This window comes from Streptomyces krungchingensis, from assembly GCF_054729265.1.
In genome coordinates this window covers 967,736-983,067 of record NZ_JBPUKY010000001.1, presented here as the reverse complement: position 1 = coordinate 983,067, position 15,332 = coordinate 967,736, and the positions used below count along the sequence as shown (strand labels likewise).

Genomic DNA, 15,332 nt, shown 5'->3' with positions numbered 1-15,332 from the left:
TCACAGCGGAGTCTCAAGATAATCCTGTTTCTTTCATTGACAGCAGAAAATAAGGGACCTAGGTTCCGGGCCATGCGTTCGACCTCTCGCACCGAGGCGTTCTTGGCCCACACCCCCGCCGCCTCCCAGATCTTCACCACCGTGCTGTCCCACGGCCCGCTCACCCGGTCGGAGATAGCCGGGCGGACCCGTCTGTCGGCGGCCGCGGTCACCAAGGCGGTCAAGCCCCTCATCGAGGCCGGCTATCTCGTCGAGCACGTCGACGAGGACCGGCAGTCCTCGCTCGGGCGTCCCGCCAACCCGGTGCGGGTGGACGGGGGACGGGCGCTGTTCATCGGCGTCAAGGTCACGGGCGACGAACTCATCGCCGTACTCACCGACTTGTGCTGCCGTATCAGGGTCGCCCGGCACCTGCCCCTGCGCAGCAGGGACCCCAAGGCGGTGCTGGCCTCGACAGCGGCACTCGTCCAGGAACTGCTGGCCGAGGCCGACGGCTTCGGAGTCCGGGTCCAGGGACTCGGCATCGCGGTCTCCGGCGACGTGGACCGCGCCGCCGGAGTGGTGCGCTACTCGCCCTTCCTGGACTGGCGTGACGTGCCGCTCGCCGAACTCGCCCAGATGACCACGGGACTTCCGGTCACCGTCGACAACGACGTCCGGGCGCTGACCGTCGCCGAGCAGTGGTTCGGCGCCGGAGTGGGGCTGTCCGACTTCGCGCTGGTCACCGTCGGCGCCGGCATCGGCTGCGCCCTCGTGGTGCACGGCCAGGTCGTGTCCGGCGCGCACGGCGTGGCCGGCGAGATCGGGCACGTCGCCATCGACCCGGCAGGCCCCCTCTGCCACTGCGGAAACCGCGGCTGTGTCGAGGCGATCGCCGCCGACTCGGCGATCGTCGCCCAGGTCCGGGAGGCGACCGGCGTCGACGTGGCCGACGCCGCCGCCGCACTGGACCTGGCACACACGGGCGACCCCGGCGCCCGTGAGGTGTACGCACGGGCGGGCGAGGCGATCGGCCGGGCCCTGGCGACCGTGGCCAACCTGCTCGGTCCCGAGCGGGTGATCATCTCCGGCGAGGGTCTGGCCGCCTACGACCTGTTCGCCGGACAGATCCGTGACGCGTTCGCCGCGGCCGCCTTCGGCTCGGCCGCGCGGTGCGACGTCCAGACCCGCCCGCTGCCGTTCGAGGAGTGGGCGCGCGGGGCCGCCGCCACCGCGATCCAGTCCTTCATCAGATCAGACACGCACTAGCACGTACGAGGAGTAACGATGACGCAGCAGAGCCGCCCTCACCTGGCTGCGCGCGGCCCAGGCCGGCGCAACGTGGTCGGTGGGCTGTTCGGACTCGGCGCCGCCGCCCTGGGCGCACCCCTGCTGAGCGCCTGCGGCGGGGGAGCGGGGGCCGACCCGAAGACGGTCACCTTCGGATCCAACGGCGCGGACGCCACCCCCAAGTCGGCCTACACCGCCGTCACCAAGGCGTTCGCCCGGGACAGCGGACTGAAGGTGAAGACGAACACCGTCGACCACGACACCTTCCAGAAGAGCATCTCCACCTATCTCCAGGGCACCCCGGACGACGTCTTCACCTGGTTCGCCGGCTACCGCATGCAGTACTTCGCGAAGAAGAAGCTCTGCAGCCCCATCGACGACGTCTGGGACTCGATAGGCGCCAACTTCAGCGACGCCACCAAGCAGCTCTCCCGCGGCGAGGACGGCAAGTACTACTTCGTTCCGCTGTACAACTACCCGTGGGCCGTCTTCTACCGCAAGAGTCTCTTCGCCGAGCGCGGCTACCAAGTCCCCACGAAGTGGAGCGAGTTCATCGCACTCGCCAAGCGGATGAAGAGGGACGGCCTCGCGCCCGTCGCCTCCGGCTACGGCGGCGGCGACAGCTGGAGCATCCTCGGCGCCTTCGACTACCTCGACCTGCGGGCCAACGGCTACGACTTCCACATGTCGCTGATGCGCGGCGAGGTCTCCTGGACCGACAAGCGTGCCGTGGCCGTCCTCGACCTGTGGCGCGAACTGACCCCGTACTACCAGCAGAGCGCCGGCGGCCGTTCCTGGCAGGACGCTGCCCAGTCGCTGCTGGACAAGAAGTCCGGCATGGCCGTCATCGGCCTGTTCCTCGGCCAGCAGGTCACCGACGAGAAGATCCGCGCCGACATCGACTTCTTCCCCTTCCCCGAGATCGACGCCGCCCACGGCCAGGACGCGGTCGAGGCCCCCACCGACGGCTTCATGCTCAGCCGCCGGCCCAAGAACGACGACGGTGCCCGGAAGTTCCTGGAGTTCCTCGGCGGCGCCGGGGCCGAGGAACTGTACATGGGCGTCGACCCCAGCAACCTCGCCGTCAACACCCAGGCCGACACCGGCTCGTACAACGCGCTGCAGAAGAAGTCCGCCCAGCTCATCGCCTCCGCCAAGCACATCAGCCAGTTCGCCGACCGCGACAGCGACCCCGGCTTCATCTCCACCGTCGTCCTGCCCGGCCTCACCGAGTGGCTCGGCCACCCGGACGACGGCACCGGAACGCTGAAGAAGATCGAGTCCCAGCGCTCCCGCTTCTTCACCGGCTGACCAGGACCGGAAAGGCCGCACCCACCGTGTCCTCCGCCCCTCTCGCACCCAAGCGCTCCCGCTCCCGCGCCCGCCGACTCACCCCCGGCGACCGGGTCTTCCTCGCGGTCGTCATCGGCATCCCGCTGGCCGCACTGCTCTTCTTCGTCTGGCTGCCCGCACTGGCCTCCCTGGGACTGTCCTTCACCACCTGGGACGGCATCGACCTGGCCGACATCCACTGGATCGGCCTCGACAACTACCAGCAGATCTTCGGCAATTACCCGCCGTTCTGGCCGGCCGTCCGGCACAACGTCATCTGGCTGCTGTTCACCGCGCTGCTGCCCACACCGTTCGGCATCTTCCTCGCCTACCAACTCGACCGGAAGATCCGCTTCACCCGGATCTACCAGACCGCGATCTTCCTGCCGATGGTGCTGTCCCTGGCCGTCGTCGGCTTCATCTGGGAAATCATCTACAACCCGGACACCGGACTTCTCAACGGCATCCTGAACGCCGCCGGACCGGGCCACCACATCGACTGGCTCGGCAACCCGGACCTCAACCTGTGGGCCGTGCTCGTCGCCTCCGGCTGGCGGCACACCGGCTACATCATGATCCTCTACCTGGCCGGACTGAAGGGCTTCGACCCGGCACTCAAGGAGGCCGCCGCGCTCGACGGCGCCAACGGCCGCCAGACGTTCCTGCGCGTGGTCTTCCCGGCGCTGAAGCCCGTCAACGTCATCATCCTGGTCGTCACGGTCATGGAGTCCCTGCGGGCCTTCGACATCGTGTACGTCCTCGGCGGCGGAGTCGGCAGCAAACCCGGCATGGAACTGCTGTCCCTCCTCATCACCGACAACATCATCGGCGAGTCCAGCCACATCGGCTACGGCTCCGCCCTCGCGGTCGTCCTGCTCCTGGTCTCCCTCGCCGCCATCGGGACCTTCCTCGTCCAGACGTTCCGCAAGGAGGACCAGTGACCACGACCCTCACCCGGCCCGCCTCCGACGTGCGGGACCCCCGGACGCGGCCGGCACCCGGCAGGCCCAGGCGGCAGACGGGCCGTCACCTGATGCTCGGCGGCATCGCGCTGCTCTGGCTCGTCCCGCTGCTGTGGGCCGTGTACACCTCGCTGCGCCCCTACTCCGACACGGCGAAGCACGGTTACCTCTCCTGGCCGCACAGCCTGGGCCTCGGCAACTTCACGGACGCCTGGAACCAGTCCGGCATGCCGCACTTCTTCTGGAACTCCGTCCTCATCACCGTCCCCTCGGTCCTCGGCACCCTGCTCTTCTCGGCGGCCGTCGCCTTCTTCGTCTCCCGCTTCGACTTCCGCTGGAACATCGTCCTGCTGATGCTCTTCACGGCGGGCAACCTCCTCCCGGCGCAGGTCCTCATCACCCCCCTGTACCGCCTCTACCTCCTCGTCCCGCTGCCGGAGTGGATGAGCGACTCGCTCCTGCTGTACAACTCCGCCTGGGGCATCATCGCCATCCACATCGCGTACCAGTCGGGGTTCTGCACCTTCGTCCTCAGCAACTACATGAAGACGATCCCCAAGGAGATCTCCGAGGCGGCACTCGTCGACGGCGCGCCCGTCTGGCGGCAGTTCTTCCAGATCATCCTGCCGCTGTGCCGCCCCGCGTTCGCGGCCCTCGCCACCCTCGAATCGATCTGGATCTACAACGACTTCTTCTGGCCGCTCGCCCTCGTCGAGACCGGCGACAAGCGGCCCATCACCTCGGCCTTGGCCAACCTCCAGGGCCAGTACTTCACCAACCCCAATCTGATCGCGGCCGGTGCGCTGATGACCGCGATCCCCACGCTGCTGGTGTACTTCGCGCTCCAGCGCCAGTTCATCAGCGGACTCACCATCGGCTCGGGCAAGGGCTGAGCCGCCACGACGCCGGAGTCCCACCGCGTCCCCCGCCCCCGCTGACACCGTCCCAGGAGGTCCGACCCATGCGGTCATCCTCGTACCCCGTCATGCCCGCCCTGAGAACCCTGGCCGTTCTCGCCCTCACCGCGGGCCTCGCCACGGCCGTCCCGGCGTCGGCACACGCCGGCCCCGTCACGGCGCCGGCGGCGCCCGGCACCGCAGCCACGGCCGACGCCCCCGCCCTCGCCGCCAAGCCGTACATGGGCTGGTCGAGCTGGAGCATGCAGTCGTCCAAGTACCCGGGCCTCAACCCCGACGGCGACTACAGCTACCTCACCGAGGCGAACGTCCTGAAGCAGACCGACGCCCTGGCCGCCAAGCTCAAGCCGTACGGCTACGAATACGTCAACATCGACGCCGGCTGGTGGCGCGACCTGTCCTGGAAGCCCGAGTTCGACCAGTACGCCCGCCAGAAGGCCGACCCCGGCCGCTTCCCGCACGGCATGAAGTCCGTCGCCGACCGCATCCACGCCAAGGGCCTCAAGGCCGGCATCTACCTGCCCGTCGGCCTGGAGAAGGAGGCCTACAACGACGGCAAGTCGCCCATCCACGACGCCGAGGGCTGTACCACCGGCGACATCGTCTACGGCGACCTGCGCACCACCAACGGCTGGGACAGCGCCTACAAGCTCGACTTCTCCAAGCCGTGCACCCAGAAGTACGTCGACTCCCAGGCCCGCCTGCTGGCCGACTGGGGCTACGACTTCCTCAAACTGGACGGCGTCGGACCGGGATCCGGCAAGAGCGGCGACCAGTACGACAACGTTGCCGACGTCGCCGCCTGGCAGAAGGCCATCGCCGCCGCCGGACGCCCCGTCCACCTGGAGGTGTCCTGGTCGCTCGACATCGGACACGCCGCCGACTGGAAGAAGTACTCCAACGGCTGGCGCGTCGACACCGACGTCGAGTGCTACTGCAACACGCTCGTCAGCTGGGAGAACTCCGTCGACGACCGCTGGGACGACACCCCCGGCTGGACCCGGCACGCCGGCCCCGGCGGCTGGAACGACCTCGACTCCCTGGACGTCGGCAACGGCGCCATGGACGGCCTCACCAAGGCGGAACGCCAGAGCTACGCGACCCTGTGGGCCATCGCCAAGTCCCCGCTCTACACCGGCGACGACCTCACCCGCCTGGACGCCTACGGTGTCTCCCTGCTGACCAACCGCGAGGTCATCGCCGTCAACCAGGGCAGCACCCCGCCCGCCCGACCGGTCACCCCCTCCGACGCGCAGCAGGTGTGGGCCGCGAAGAACGCCGACGGCAGCTACACGGTCGCCCTCTTCAACCTCGCCGACGAGCCCGCCGCCGTCACCGCCCACTGGGCGTCGCTCGGCCTCACCGGCAAGGCCGCGGTCCGCGACCTGTGGAACCACGAGAACCTCGGCACCTACAAGGACAAGGTGACCCAGGCCCTGCCCGCCCACGGCTCGCGCCTGTTCACCGTCACCCCGCGCGGCGGCGCCCTCAAGACCACGGCGTACGAGGCCGAGGCCACGGCCAACACCCTCGCCGGCAACGCCTCCGTGGCCGACTGCTCCGCATGCTCCGGCGACCACAAGGTCGGCAACCTCTACCTCGGCGGCAGCCTCCGCTTCAACGACGTGACCGTGGACAAGGCGGGCACCTACCTGATCAAGGTCGCCTACGTCAGCGGTGACGCCCGCTCCGCCGACATCTCGGCGAACGGCAACAAGGCCACCTCGCACAAGTTCCCGTCCACCGGCGACTGGGGAAGCGTCGAGAGCGTGAGCGTCCCCGTCGCGCTCAAGGCGGGCAGCAACACGATCACCTTCGACAGCGGTTCGGGCTACGCGCCCGACATCGACCGGATCGACGTACCTCAGTCCTCCTGAACCCGCGGGGCCCCGGCACCTGACGGCCGGGGCCCCGCCCTGCCCCGGAGACACGTATGGACACCGCACCCGGAAGCCACCCCAGCAGACGCCGCCTGCTCTCCCTCGCCGCCGTGGCCGGAGCCGCCACCGCCCTCGGCTCCCTGCCCGCCTTCACCGCCTCCGCCGCACCGCGGCGTCCCACCACGGCACCCGGCCCGACCACCGGCCCGCACCACGAACTGTGGTGGCGGGCGCCCGCGGACGAGCACTCGATGATCCGGCAGGGCCTGCCTCTCGGCAACGGCCGGCTGGGCGCCCTGGCGGGCAACGACCCGGGCCGGGAACTCCTCCTGATCACCGACGCCACCCTGTGGACCGGCGGGCTCAACGGCACCCTCGACTCCGACGGCCAGTTCCCCTACTCCCGCGACGACTTCGGATCCTTCACCCTCCTCGCCCGCCTCACCGTCGACATCCCCGACCACGACCTGTCCGCGGTGAACGACTACCGGCGCGCCCTCGACCTCACCCAGGGCCTCGTCACCACCACGTACCGGCGCTCGGGCACGGCATACCGGCGCAGCATGTTCGCCAGCGGCCCCGACGACGCCATCGTCCTGCACTTCGACCAGAGCGGCGGCGGCAGTTACAGCGGGACCGTCACCCTGGACGGCACACACGGCGAGAACGTGAAGGGCCTGTCCTTCGGCGGCGCGCTCCCCGGCGGTCTGCGCTACGGAGCCGCGGTGAAGGCGTACGGCAGCGGCGGCAAGGTGAGCGTCGACGGCCCGCGGATCACCTTCACCGACTGCAGGAGCCTCACCGTGGTGGTGAGCGGAGGCACGAACTACCGGCCCGACGCCGCCACCCACTACCGCGACCCGTCCCTCGACCCCGAGCGGCTCGCCCGCACCAAGGCCGCCGACGCCGCCGCACACAGCGCCGCCACCCTGCTGCGCACCCATGTCGCCGACTACCGGGCCCTGTTCGCACAGCAGGACCTCTCGCTCGGCACGTCCTCCGCCGAGCAGCGCGCCCTCGACACCTGGGAACGCCTCCAGGCCCGTGCCAGGGACGACGCCCCCGATCCCGAACTGGAGGCCGCCTACCTGCAGTTCGGCCGGTATCTGATGATCTCCGGCTCACGGGGCAGTCTGCCGCTGAACCTCCAGGGTCTGTGGCTGGACGGCAACGACCCCGACTGGATGGGCGACTACCACACCGACATCAACCTCCAGATGAACTACTGGATGGCCGACCGCGCCGGACTGCCGGGCTGCTTCGACGCGTTCACCGACTACTGCCTCGCCCAGCTGCCCTCGTGGACGGATCTCACCCACCGCCTCTTCAACGACCCGCGCAACCGCTACCGCAACTCGACCGGAAAGATCGCCGGCTGGACGGTCGCGATCTCCACCAACGTCCACGGAGGCATGGGCTGGTGGTGGCACCCGGCGGGCAACGCCTGGCTCTGCAACAGCCTGTGGGAGCACTACGAGTACACCCGCTCCCGCGCCCACCTCGCGAAGATCTACCCGATGCTCAAGGGCGCCTGCGAGTTCTGGGAGGCGCGGCTGCTGACCACCACCCTGCCGGACACCGGCGAGGAGGTGCTCGTGGCCGACAGCGACTGGTCGCCCGAACACGGCCCGCTCGACGCCAAGGGCATCACCTACGCGCAGGAACTGGTGTGGGCTCTCTTCGGCAACTACCTTGCGGCGACGGAGGAGTTGGGGAAGGACAAGGCGTACGCCGAGACGATCGACTCCCTGCGCGAGCGGCTGTACCTTCCCCGCGTGAGTGACAGGACCGGCTGGCTGGAGGAGTGGATGTCACCCGACAACCTCGGCGAGACCACCCACCGACACCTGTCGCCCCTCGTAGGGCTCTTCCCCGGGGACCGCATCAGGCCGGACGACTCCACGCCCAAGGCCGTCGTGGACGGCGCCACCGCTCTGCTCACCGCCCGCGGCACGGAGAGCTTCGGCTGGGCGAACGCCTGGCGTGCCCTGTGCTGGGCCCGCCTGAAGAACGCCGACAAGGCGTACCGGCTCGTCGTGAACAACCTCCGCCCCTCGACGGACGGCAGCAACGGAACGGCACCCAACCTCTTCGACATCTACGAAGTCGAGAAGGGCCGCGGCATCTTCCAGATCGACGCCAACTTCGGCACCCCCGCCGCGATGATCGAGATGCTCGTCCACTCACGCCCCGGCCACCTCGAACTGTTGCCGGCGCTGCCCGACGCCTGGGCGACGTCGGGCTCGGTCACCGGAGTCGGCGTACGCGGCGGCTTCGTCGTCGACCTGAGCTGGCGTGACGGCACACCGACCGAGGTACGGATCCACAGCGTCGGCGGCCGGACGACGACCGTGGCGCACCGCAGCACCTCACGGCAGGTCACCGTGGCGCCCGGCGCGTCCGTGACCCTCCGAGGGTTCGGCCGATGACGGCGCGCCCGGGAGCGCGCCGGACGGCTGTCGCCGTCGCCGCCGTGCTCGTCACCGCCGTCGGCGGACCGGCGTGCGCGACCACCGTCCAGGGACACACCGCCCAGGGACACACCGCCCAGGGACCCACCACCCAGGCGTCCGCGGCCCGGACACCCGCTGCCCCGGCCCGGACGTCCTCGACCCAGGCCCGCGCCGCACATGACGACGTCGTCACCTGGGGCGCCAGTGCCGACCGTGTGGGCGGCGCGGTCGCCGACCACAGCTACCGGCTCGTCGTGCACACGAGCGCCGGCGGGGACCAGGCCCGGATCCGGCTCTCCAACGCGTTCGGCGACGGGCCCGTGACCTTCGACAGCGTGTACGCGGGCCGGCAGAGCGCCGGCGCGGAACTCGTGCACGGCAGCAACCGGCGCCTGACCTTCGGCGGCGCGGGCTCCGTCACCGTGCCCGCCGGAGCCACCGCGTACAGCGACCCGCTGCCCGGCCGGCTGCCCGCCGCGACCGACCTGGTCGTCAGCCTGCACACGGCCCGCGCGGAGGGCACCGCGACCGGGCACGGGATGGCCATGCAGACCTCGTACGCGGCCCCTGGCGACCACACGGCGGAGGAGGGTGCCGACAGCTGGACGGAACGGATCGGCTCCTGGTACTACCTCGACGCCGTCACCGTACGGGCGGCCGGAGACACCTCCGCCGTCGTCACGCTCGGCGACTCCATCACCGACGGCTGGCAGTCGAGCAGCGACCTGAACCGCCGCTGGCCCGACTATCTCGCCCGCCGCCTCCAGCAGGCGGGCGGCCCCGTCCGGGGTGTCGCCAACGAGGGGATCTCCGGGAACAAGGTCCTCGCGGACGGCGCCGGACAGAGCGCGCTCAACCGGCTGCAACGCGACGTGCTGTCCCATCCGGGAGTCCGCACGGTCTTCCTCTTCGAGGGCGTCAACGACATCAAGGCCCACACCGGTGTCACCGCCCAGGACATGATCGACGGCTACCGGAAGATCGTGGAACGGGCGCACGCGGCCGGCAAGTGCGTCGTCGGAGCCACCATCGCTCCCTTCAAGGGCTGGTCCGAATGGGACGCGGCGGCGGAGGCCGTGCGCGTCGAGGTCAACGCGTTCATCCGGGACGGCGGCCTGTTCGACGCCGTCACCGACTTCGACCGGACGCTGCGCAGCCCCTACGACCACGAACGCGTCCTGCCGTTCTTCGACGGCGGCGATCACCTGCACCCCAATGACAAGGGGATGCAGGCGATGGCCGACGCGGTCGAGCTCGGGAGCCTGACCTCGTGCTGAGGCCGGGCCCCCGGCACGCGGTCAGGGGTACGAGACCACCGTGGACGGCACGGTGGAGGTGCCCGAGGTCGGCGACCCCGTGTCGTTGATGACGCGCTCGTACTGTCCGTTGCCGCCGAGCGAGACCACCAGGAGGTCGTGGAACTTCACGCCCGGCACGTTCGGCGCCGCGAACCCGTGGTGCTGCACGATCGTCGGATCGACGTTGTAGTAGCAGTAGCTGCCCAGGCCCCATCCCTCGTGCGTGGTCACGGAGTCGGCGACCTTGTAGGCCGCGTACCCCTTGACCGAGCCGTTCTGGATGGCGGCCTGGTTCGGCGCGTCGTACGCCTTCTCGTTCTGGAAGAAGATGGTGCGGCCCCGCTGGCCGTACCACTGGACGTCGTACTTGTTGAAGTGCTCGACGAAGAGGCCGGTGGCCAGCACGTCGTCGCCGTTGACACGGATCCCGTAGTCGGCGCGGTTGGTCTCCCACCCGACGCCGGTGCCGTGGTCGGCGCGCCAGATCCAGGTGTGGTCGACGATGGTGTGGCGGCTGTTGATGACCATGCTGGTCGTGGCCTTGCCGGGGCCGGCACCGCCGATGCGCACGAAGACGTCCTGCACGGTGGTCGGGTTGGCCGAGTGATTCGCCGAGGCGCCGGCGGGCCCGACCTCCAGCAGGGTGGCCGAGTTGACCGGACCGGCGTCGATGAGGAACCCGGCGAGGCGCACGCCGTCCACGTCGGCCGTCTTCATCGCGGTGACGCCGTTGTCGGGGATCAGGGTGGCGTAACCGAGGCCCAGCACCACGGTGTTGGCGCGGTTGACCTCGATGGGCCGGTCGAGGTGGTAGATCCCCGGCGTGAGCAGCAGGTGCAGGCCCTGGGCGAGTGCCGCGTTCAGGGTGGCGGCCGTGACACCGGGCTTGGCCACATAGAACTGGCTGAGCGACAGCGACGAACCGCGCGGGGTGCCGCTGCCCCACGTGGTGCCGCGCGCGTTGGTGCGTTTCTCCGGCAGGAAGACGCGGTACTCGCTGCCGTTGAGGTACAGGAACGGCTTCTCCCGGGACACCGGAGTGGTGTCGAGGGTGGTGTACGGCGGGTTGGGGAAGGACTGCGCCGGAGCACCCTGGACACCCGAGAAGACCATGTTCCAGACGGCGTTGACCCAGCCGCCCACCGAGCTGTCGCGGGTGTACCACTGCTGCTGCGAGTACGGACCCACCTGGCCGTCGATGCGGCTGTCGGCGATGTAGCCGCCGCTGGCCCAGCCGTATCCGTTCGGGGCGAGGTTGAGGCCGCCGCGCACATGCATGCGACGGAAGGGCGCGGCCTGTGCGACCGCCCAGCGGTTGGTGCCGTTGACCGGGACCAGCGCGAGGTTCTCGGCCGAACGCCAGAAGTTCTGTGTGGCGTTGCCGTTGAACCAGCCGGCGTCGACGGTCACGTCGCCGTTGATCGTGGTGTCGTCCGGTGACAGGCCGAGACCGGCGATCGAGGTGTAGAAGCCGAGCTGGGCGTTGAGCCCGTTGTACGTGCCCGGCTTGAACAGCAGCGCATAGCGGCCGGTGCCGAACTGCGCGGACTCCTGCTGGCGGAAGACCTCGTCCAGCCTGCCCTGGATGTTCGGGGTCGACGGGTCGAAGACGATGACGTTCGGGCCGAGATCGCCGCCGCCCGGAAGGGCCCTCGGCTTCTTGGCGGGGGTGGCGGACGCCGGTGACGACAGAGCGAGCAGTGCCGGGGCCGCGGCGGTGGCGGCCATCGCTCCGAGAACGGCCCGTCGGGCCGGCGCGGACCGGCCGGAGTCGGGACCATCTGTGGGGATTCGGGGCATGGGGCGACTCTCCTGGTTCAGGAAGTGAACGATGGAAGGTGCGGGGAGCGCTCTCTTGCCGATGCATGCTTCATCCGCGTGAACACAGCGTCAAGAGTTGTCACAGCAGTCCCGCGGATTGATGCCTTTTCAACCGTCAACTCTGTTGTATTTTGCGGTAGTTCACAGATGAATGCGCTCGCCCGGATCACCTGCGCGGACAGCGAATGTGTTCAAGAGGTGCTCCCAAGACGGCGGTTGGACCATCGAAACGGCCTTCCCGGGCGCATCCTCGGGCCGGGGAAGGGCCTTCAGGAGAGCGCTCTATACCCCCGCGGGGCTGGGCCGTTAGGGTGCGGACATGAGCAGACAGGCACCCACGCTGGAGGACGTCGCGCGGGAGGCCGGCGTCTCGCGTGCCACCGTGTCCCGGGTCATCAACGGCGTCCGCAGCGTGGACCCCGCACTCCGGGACGTGGTCCGGCAGGCCATCGAGCGCACCGGATACGCACCCAACCGGGCCGCCCGGTCACTGGTCACCCGCCGGACCGAGACGGTCGCCCTCATCGTGTCCGGCGCGGGCGACGTGGCCGACGAGGAGGAGAACGCCTTCATGGCACAGGTGTTCGCCGACCCGTTCTTCGGCCGCGTCGTCACCGGAGTGGTGGCACACCTGCGGCCCCGCTCGATGCACCCGCTGCTCATGTTCGCCGACTCCGCGCGCACCCGGCAGCAGGCCCTGAACGACCTCCGGCAGGGCAGCGCGGACGGCGCCCTCGTCGTCTCCACACACGCCGACGACCCGCTGCCCGCGCTGCTCGCCGACGCCGGGGTGCCCACGGTGCTCTTCGCCCGGCCGTCCCGGCCGGTGCCGCTCAGCTATGTCGACCTGGCCCACCGGGACGGCGCCCGCATGGCCGCCGAGCATCTGCTGGACCGGGGGTGCCGGAAGATCGTCACGGTCACCGGACCGCTGGGCGTGTCGGCGAGCCAGGAGCGGCTCGCCGGATTCCGCGACACGATGGCGCGCCGGGGCCATCCGTACGTCCCCGTCGCGGAGGGCGGGTTCACGCTCGACAGCGGCATGGCCGCGATGTCCGGCCTGCTCGCCGAACACCCGGACGTGGACGGCGTGTTCGCGGCCAACGACCTGATGGCCCAGGGCGTGTGCCAGATACTCCGGGAGCGGGGCCGAAGCGTGCCGGACGACGTCGCGGTGGTCGGCTTCGACGACTCCGCCGCGGCGGTGGCCTGCCGTCCGCCGCTGACCACCGTGCGTCAGCCGGTCGAGGAGATGGCGTCGGTCATGGCACGGCTCCTCACCGAGCACATCCAGGGCGTACGCACGGAACCCACCTCCGTGATCTTCGACCCGGAACTCGTGGTGCGCGCGTCTGCCTAGAGCCTGCCCGGCCCCCGCCCGAAACCGTGTCCCCGTGCCGGACGCTGCCGACGGTGACGGACACTGGACCGTCAGCACGAGTACGGGACCGGCGAGCGGGTGGGCCGGCGAGGGAGAGGCAGGCGCATGACCGACCGGATCACCGTGGGCGTGGACGGATCGCCCGAGAGCCGGGCCGCGCTGGCCTGGGCGGGCCGGGAGGCCGTCCGTCGCCGGCTGCCCCTGCGGCTGGTCCACGTCTGGCACTGGGCACCCCACGACGTGATCGGCGGCGGCGACCGCGACGACCACGCGCGCTGGGCACAGGACATGGTGCGGGAGGCGGCGAGCTCCCTCACCGACCGGCACTCCGGTCTGGAGGTGACCGCGGAGGTCCTGGAGGGCGCCGCCGTCGAACTGCTGCTGGCGGAGGCGGCCGCGACGCGGGCCCTGGTCCTCGGATCGCGCGGTTACGGCACGATCGTCGGCTTCCTCCTCGGTTCCGTCGGGCAGCAGGTGATCGCCGAAGCGCCCTGCCCGGTCGTCCTGGTCCGCGCCGACGACCACGCCCCCGCCGAAGCGGCCGGCCGCGAGATCGTCGTGGGGCAGCAGGGCGGACGGGACGACAGCGCCGCGGCGCTGGAGTTCGCCTTCGAGACCGCCGCCGCGCGCGGCGCCGCAGTGCGTGCCGTACGGGCATGGAGCCTGCCGCCCGTGTTCGCCTACAGCCCCGGCTCACTGAAGATGCTGGACGAGGCCGGGGGGCTGGAGCCGTACGAGCGGGAGGCGCTCGCGGAGGCGCTCCAGCCGTGGCGGGAGCGATTCCCCGGTGTGCCCGTCACCCAGCACGTCGAACTGGGCAGCGGCGGGCAGGTGTTGCTGTCGCTGGCGGGGCGGGCCCAGCTGATGGTGGTCGGGCGACGCGCCCACCGCTCGGCGGTCGGGTCGCGGATCGGTTCCGTGGCCCACGCGGTGATGCACCACGCGGACTGCCCGGTGGCGGTCGTTCCGCACGCCTGAGGGGTGCCGCGAGCGGGTCGCGGTGGCCATGGCTGCCGTGCCGCCGGGTCGCCCGAGGTCTCCTTGCCGGTCGGCACCGCGCCGACCGGCGCACTTGTGACCGCCTTCGGTTCGTTCAAGTACCGAAGGCGGGGCCGGGCGTGAGAGCGCTCCCGGGAAATGTTGGCGTGAACTATTGACGACACCATGACACTCGGGTTGACTCCCCGCCCAGCGCCGGTACCGGTTCCGGTACCGGTTCCGGTTCCTGCGCGTGAAGCCGCGATCCCCGTGTGCCGGGAGGCAGTTGTGGCCGTGACCATCGCCGATGTCGCCCAGGCGCCCGGTGTCGGCAAGACGACCGTCTCCCGGGTGCTCAACACCCGCGGCGAGGTCGGCAGGGCCACGGCCGCACGGGTCCGCCAGGTCATCGACCGTATGGGTTATGTACCCAGCTCCGGTGCCGTCGGCCTCGCCCGCGGCCGCAGCCGCAGCCGCACGGTGGGCATGCTTGTGCCCTCGCTGACCTGGCCGTGGATGGGCGAGGTGCTCCGGGGAGTCGCCGACACGGTCGAGGCCGCCGACTTCGGTCTGCTGCTGTTCACCTGCAACCGGGGTGCCGACTCCGTCGCGCGCTTCACCGGCCAGGTCTCCGCGCGCGCCTTCGACGGACTGCTCGTGGTGGAGCCGGAGAACACGCTCGACATGCTGACGGCCCTGCACCGCGACGGCCTGCCCGTCCTCGACGACATTCCGGTGGCCCGGCACACCGAGCGCACACTCAGCACGGTCCGCCGGCCCATGCGAGAGATGGGCGAGACGGTCGCCCGCATCCTCCTGGCCCACCTCGAAGGCCAGGACTGGCCGCTCACCCCGGTCGTACCGCCCACGACCATGATCGAGCGCCGGTCGGCACCGGTGCTCTAGGCGCCCCTGAGCACCTCACCGACCGCCGGGGGCCACGCCCCGGAACCGCGGCACGCCGGCACCGGCCCCTCCCGGCGCAGCGCGCCGTCCCACCGACGACCGCACGTGAGCACCCGCGCACCTTCGCCCGCACGA

At 70.5% G+C, this 15,332-nt stretch carries 11 protein-coding genes; 10 read left to right on the top strand and 1 reads right to left on the bottom strand.

Features of this window, described 5'->3' with window-relative positions; translation table 11 throughout:
- Nucleotides 1–72 precede the first annotated feature (72 nt).
- From ACSYGO_RS04550 to ACSYGO_RS04520, 7 genes are all read left to right on the top strand, one after another.
- Nucleotides 73–1,248, top strand: coding sequence for an ROK family protein (locus ACSYGO_RS04550; protein ID WP_460385824.1), 1,176 nt, complete (start codon nt 73–75; stop codon nt 1,246–1,248).
- A gap of 18 nt (nt 1,249–1,266) precedes the next feature.
- Entirely contained in the window at nt 1,267–2,580 is a 1,314-nt protein-coding gene (locus ACSYGO_RS04545; RefSeq protein ID WP_460385823.1) for an ABC transporter substrate-binding protein, read from the top strand.
- 26 nt (nt 2,581–2,606) lie between these two features.
- The gene (locus tag ACSYGO_RS04540; RefSeq protein ID WP_028799404.1) at nt 2,607–3,542 is read left to right on the top strand and encodes a carbohydrate ABC transporter permease; all 936 of its coding nucleotides are present in this window, start codon (nt 2,607–2,609) and stop codon (nt 3,540–3,542) included.
- Entirely contained in the window at nt 3,539–4,456 is a 918-nt protein-coding gene (locus ACSYGO_RS04535) for a carbohydrate ABC transporter permease (protein ID WP_426679331.1), read from the top strand. The genes ACSYGO_RS04540 and ACSYGO_RS04535 overlap by 4 nt, the downstream gene beginning before the upstream one ends.
- Nucleotides 4,457–4,524: 68 nt before the next feature.
- The gene (locus ACSYGO_RS04530; RefSeq protein ID WP_460385822.1) at nt 4,525–6,357 is read left to right on the top strand and encodes an alpha-galactosidase D; all 1,833 of its coding nucleotides are present in this window, start codon (nt 4,525–4,527) and stop codon (nt 6,355–6,357) included.
- A gap of 56 nt (nt 6,358–6,413) precedes the next feature.
- On the top strand, nt 6,414–8,789 hold the full coding sequence (locus tag ACSYGO_RS04525) for a glycosyl hydrolase family 95 catalytic domain-containing protein (protein ID WP_460385821.1): 2,376 nt from the start codon (nt 6,414–6,416) through the stop codon (nt 8,787–8,789).
- On the top strand, nt 8,786–10,090 hold the full coding sequence (locus ACSYGO_RS04520) for an SGNH/GDSL hydrolase family protein (protein WP_460385820.1): 1,305 nt from the start codon (nt 8,786–8,788) through the stop codon (nt 10,088–10,090). The genes ACSYGO_RS04525 and ACSYGO_RS04520 overlap by 4 nt, the downstream gene beginning before the upstream one ends.
- 21 nt (nt 10,091–10,111) lie before the next feature.
- Here ACSYGO_RS04520 and ACSYGO_RS04515 read toward each other — a convergent pair whose 3' ends face one another.
- Entirely contained in the window at nt 10,112–11,911 is a 1,800-nt protein-coding gene (locus ACSYGO_RS04515) for a coagulation factor 5/8 type domain-containing protein (protein ID WP_460385818.1), read from the bottom strand.
- A 340-nt stretch (nt 11,912–12,251) separates the two neighbouring features.
- Here ACSYGO_RS04515 and ACSYGO_RS04510 point away from each other — a divergent pair, with 340 nt between their 5' ends.
- The 3 genes from ACSYGO_RS04510 (at nt 12,252) to ACSYGO_RS04500 (ending at nt 15,197) form a co-directional block, all read left to right on the top strand.
- Nucleotides 12,252–13,292, top strand: a complete 1,041-nt coding sequence (locus ACSYGO_RS04510) for a LacI family DNA-binding transcriptional regulator (protein WP_460385817.1) — start codon at nt 12,252–12,254, stop codon at nt 13,290–13,292.
- Between the two features lie 126 nt (nt 13,293–13,418).
- Nucleotides 13,419–14,291, top strand: a complete 873-nt coding sequence (locus ACSYGO_RS04505; RefSeq protein WP_426679325.1) for a universal stress protein — start codon at nt 13,419–13,421, stop codon at nt 14,289–14,291.
- Between the two features lie 288 nt (nt 14,292–14,579).
- Nucleotides 14,580–15,197, top strand: coding sequence for a LacI family DNA-binding transcriptional regulator (locus tag ACSYGO_RS04500; RefSeq protein ID WP_460385816.1), 618 nt, complete (start codon nt 14,580–14,582; stop codon nt 15,195–15,197).
- The last annotated feature ends 135 nt before the right edge of the window (nt 15,198–15,332 follow it).

Bases quoted from the DNA above. Each gene is read 5' to 3' on its own strand.
- ACSYGO_RS04520 (WP_460385820.1), top strand. From the start codon at position 8,786: ATGACGGCGCGCCCGGGAGCGCGCCGGACGGCTGTCGCCGTCGCCGCC.
- ACSYGO_RS04550 (WP_460385824.1), top strand. From the start codon at position 73: ATGCGTTCGACCTCTCGCACCGAGGCGTTCTTGGCCCACACCCCCGCC.
- ACSYGO_RS04505 (WP_426679325.1), top strand. From the start codon at position 13,419: ATGACCGACCGGATCACCGTGGGCGTGGACGGATCGCCCGAGAGCCGG.
- ACSYGO_RS04530 (WP_460385822.1), top strand. From the start codon at position 4,525: ATGCGGTCATCCTCGTACCCCGTCATGCCCGCCCTGAGAACCCTGGCC.
- ACSYGO_RS04515 (WP_460385818.1), bottom strand. From the start codon at position 11,911: ATGCCCCGAATCCCCACAGATGGTCCCGACTCCGGCCGGTCCGCGCCG.
- ACSYGO_RS04510 (WP_460385817.1), top strand. From the start codon at position 12,252: ATGAGCAGACAGGCACCCACGCTGGAGGACGTCGCGCGGGAGGCCGGC.
- ACSYGO_RS04545 (WP_460385823.1), top strand. From the start codon at position 1,267: ATGACGCAGCAGAGCCGCCCTCACCTGGCTGCGCGCGGCCCAGGCCGG.
- ACSYGO_RS04525 (WP_460385821.1), top strand. From the start codon at position 6,414: ATGGACACCGCACCCGGAAGCCACCCCAGCAGACGCCGCCTGCTCTCC.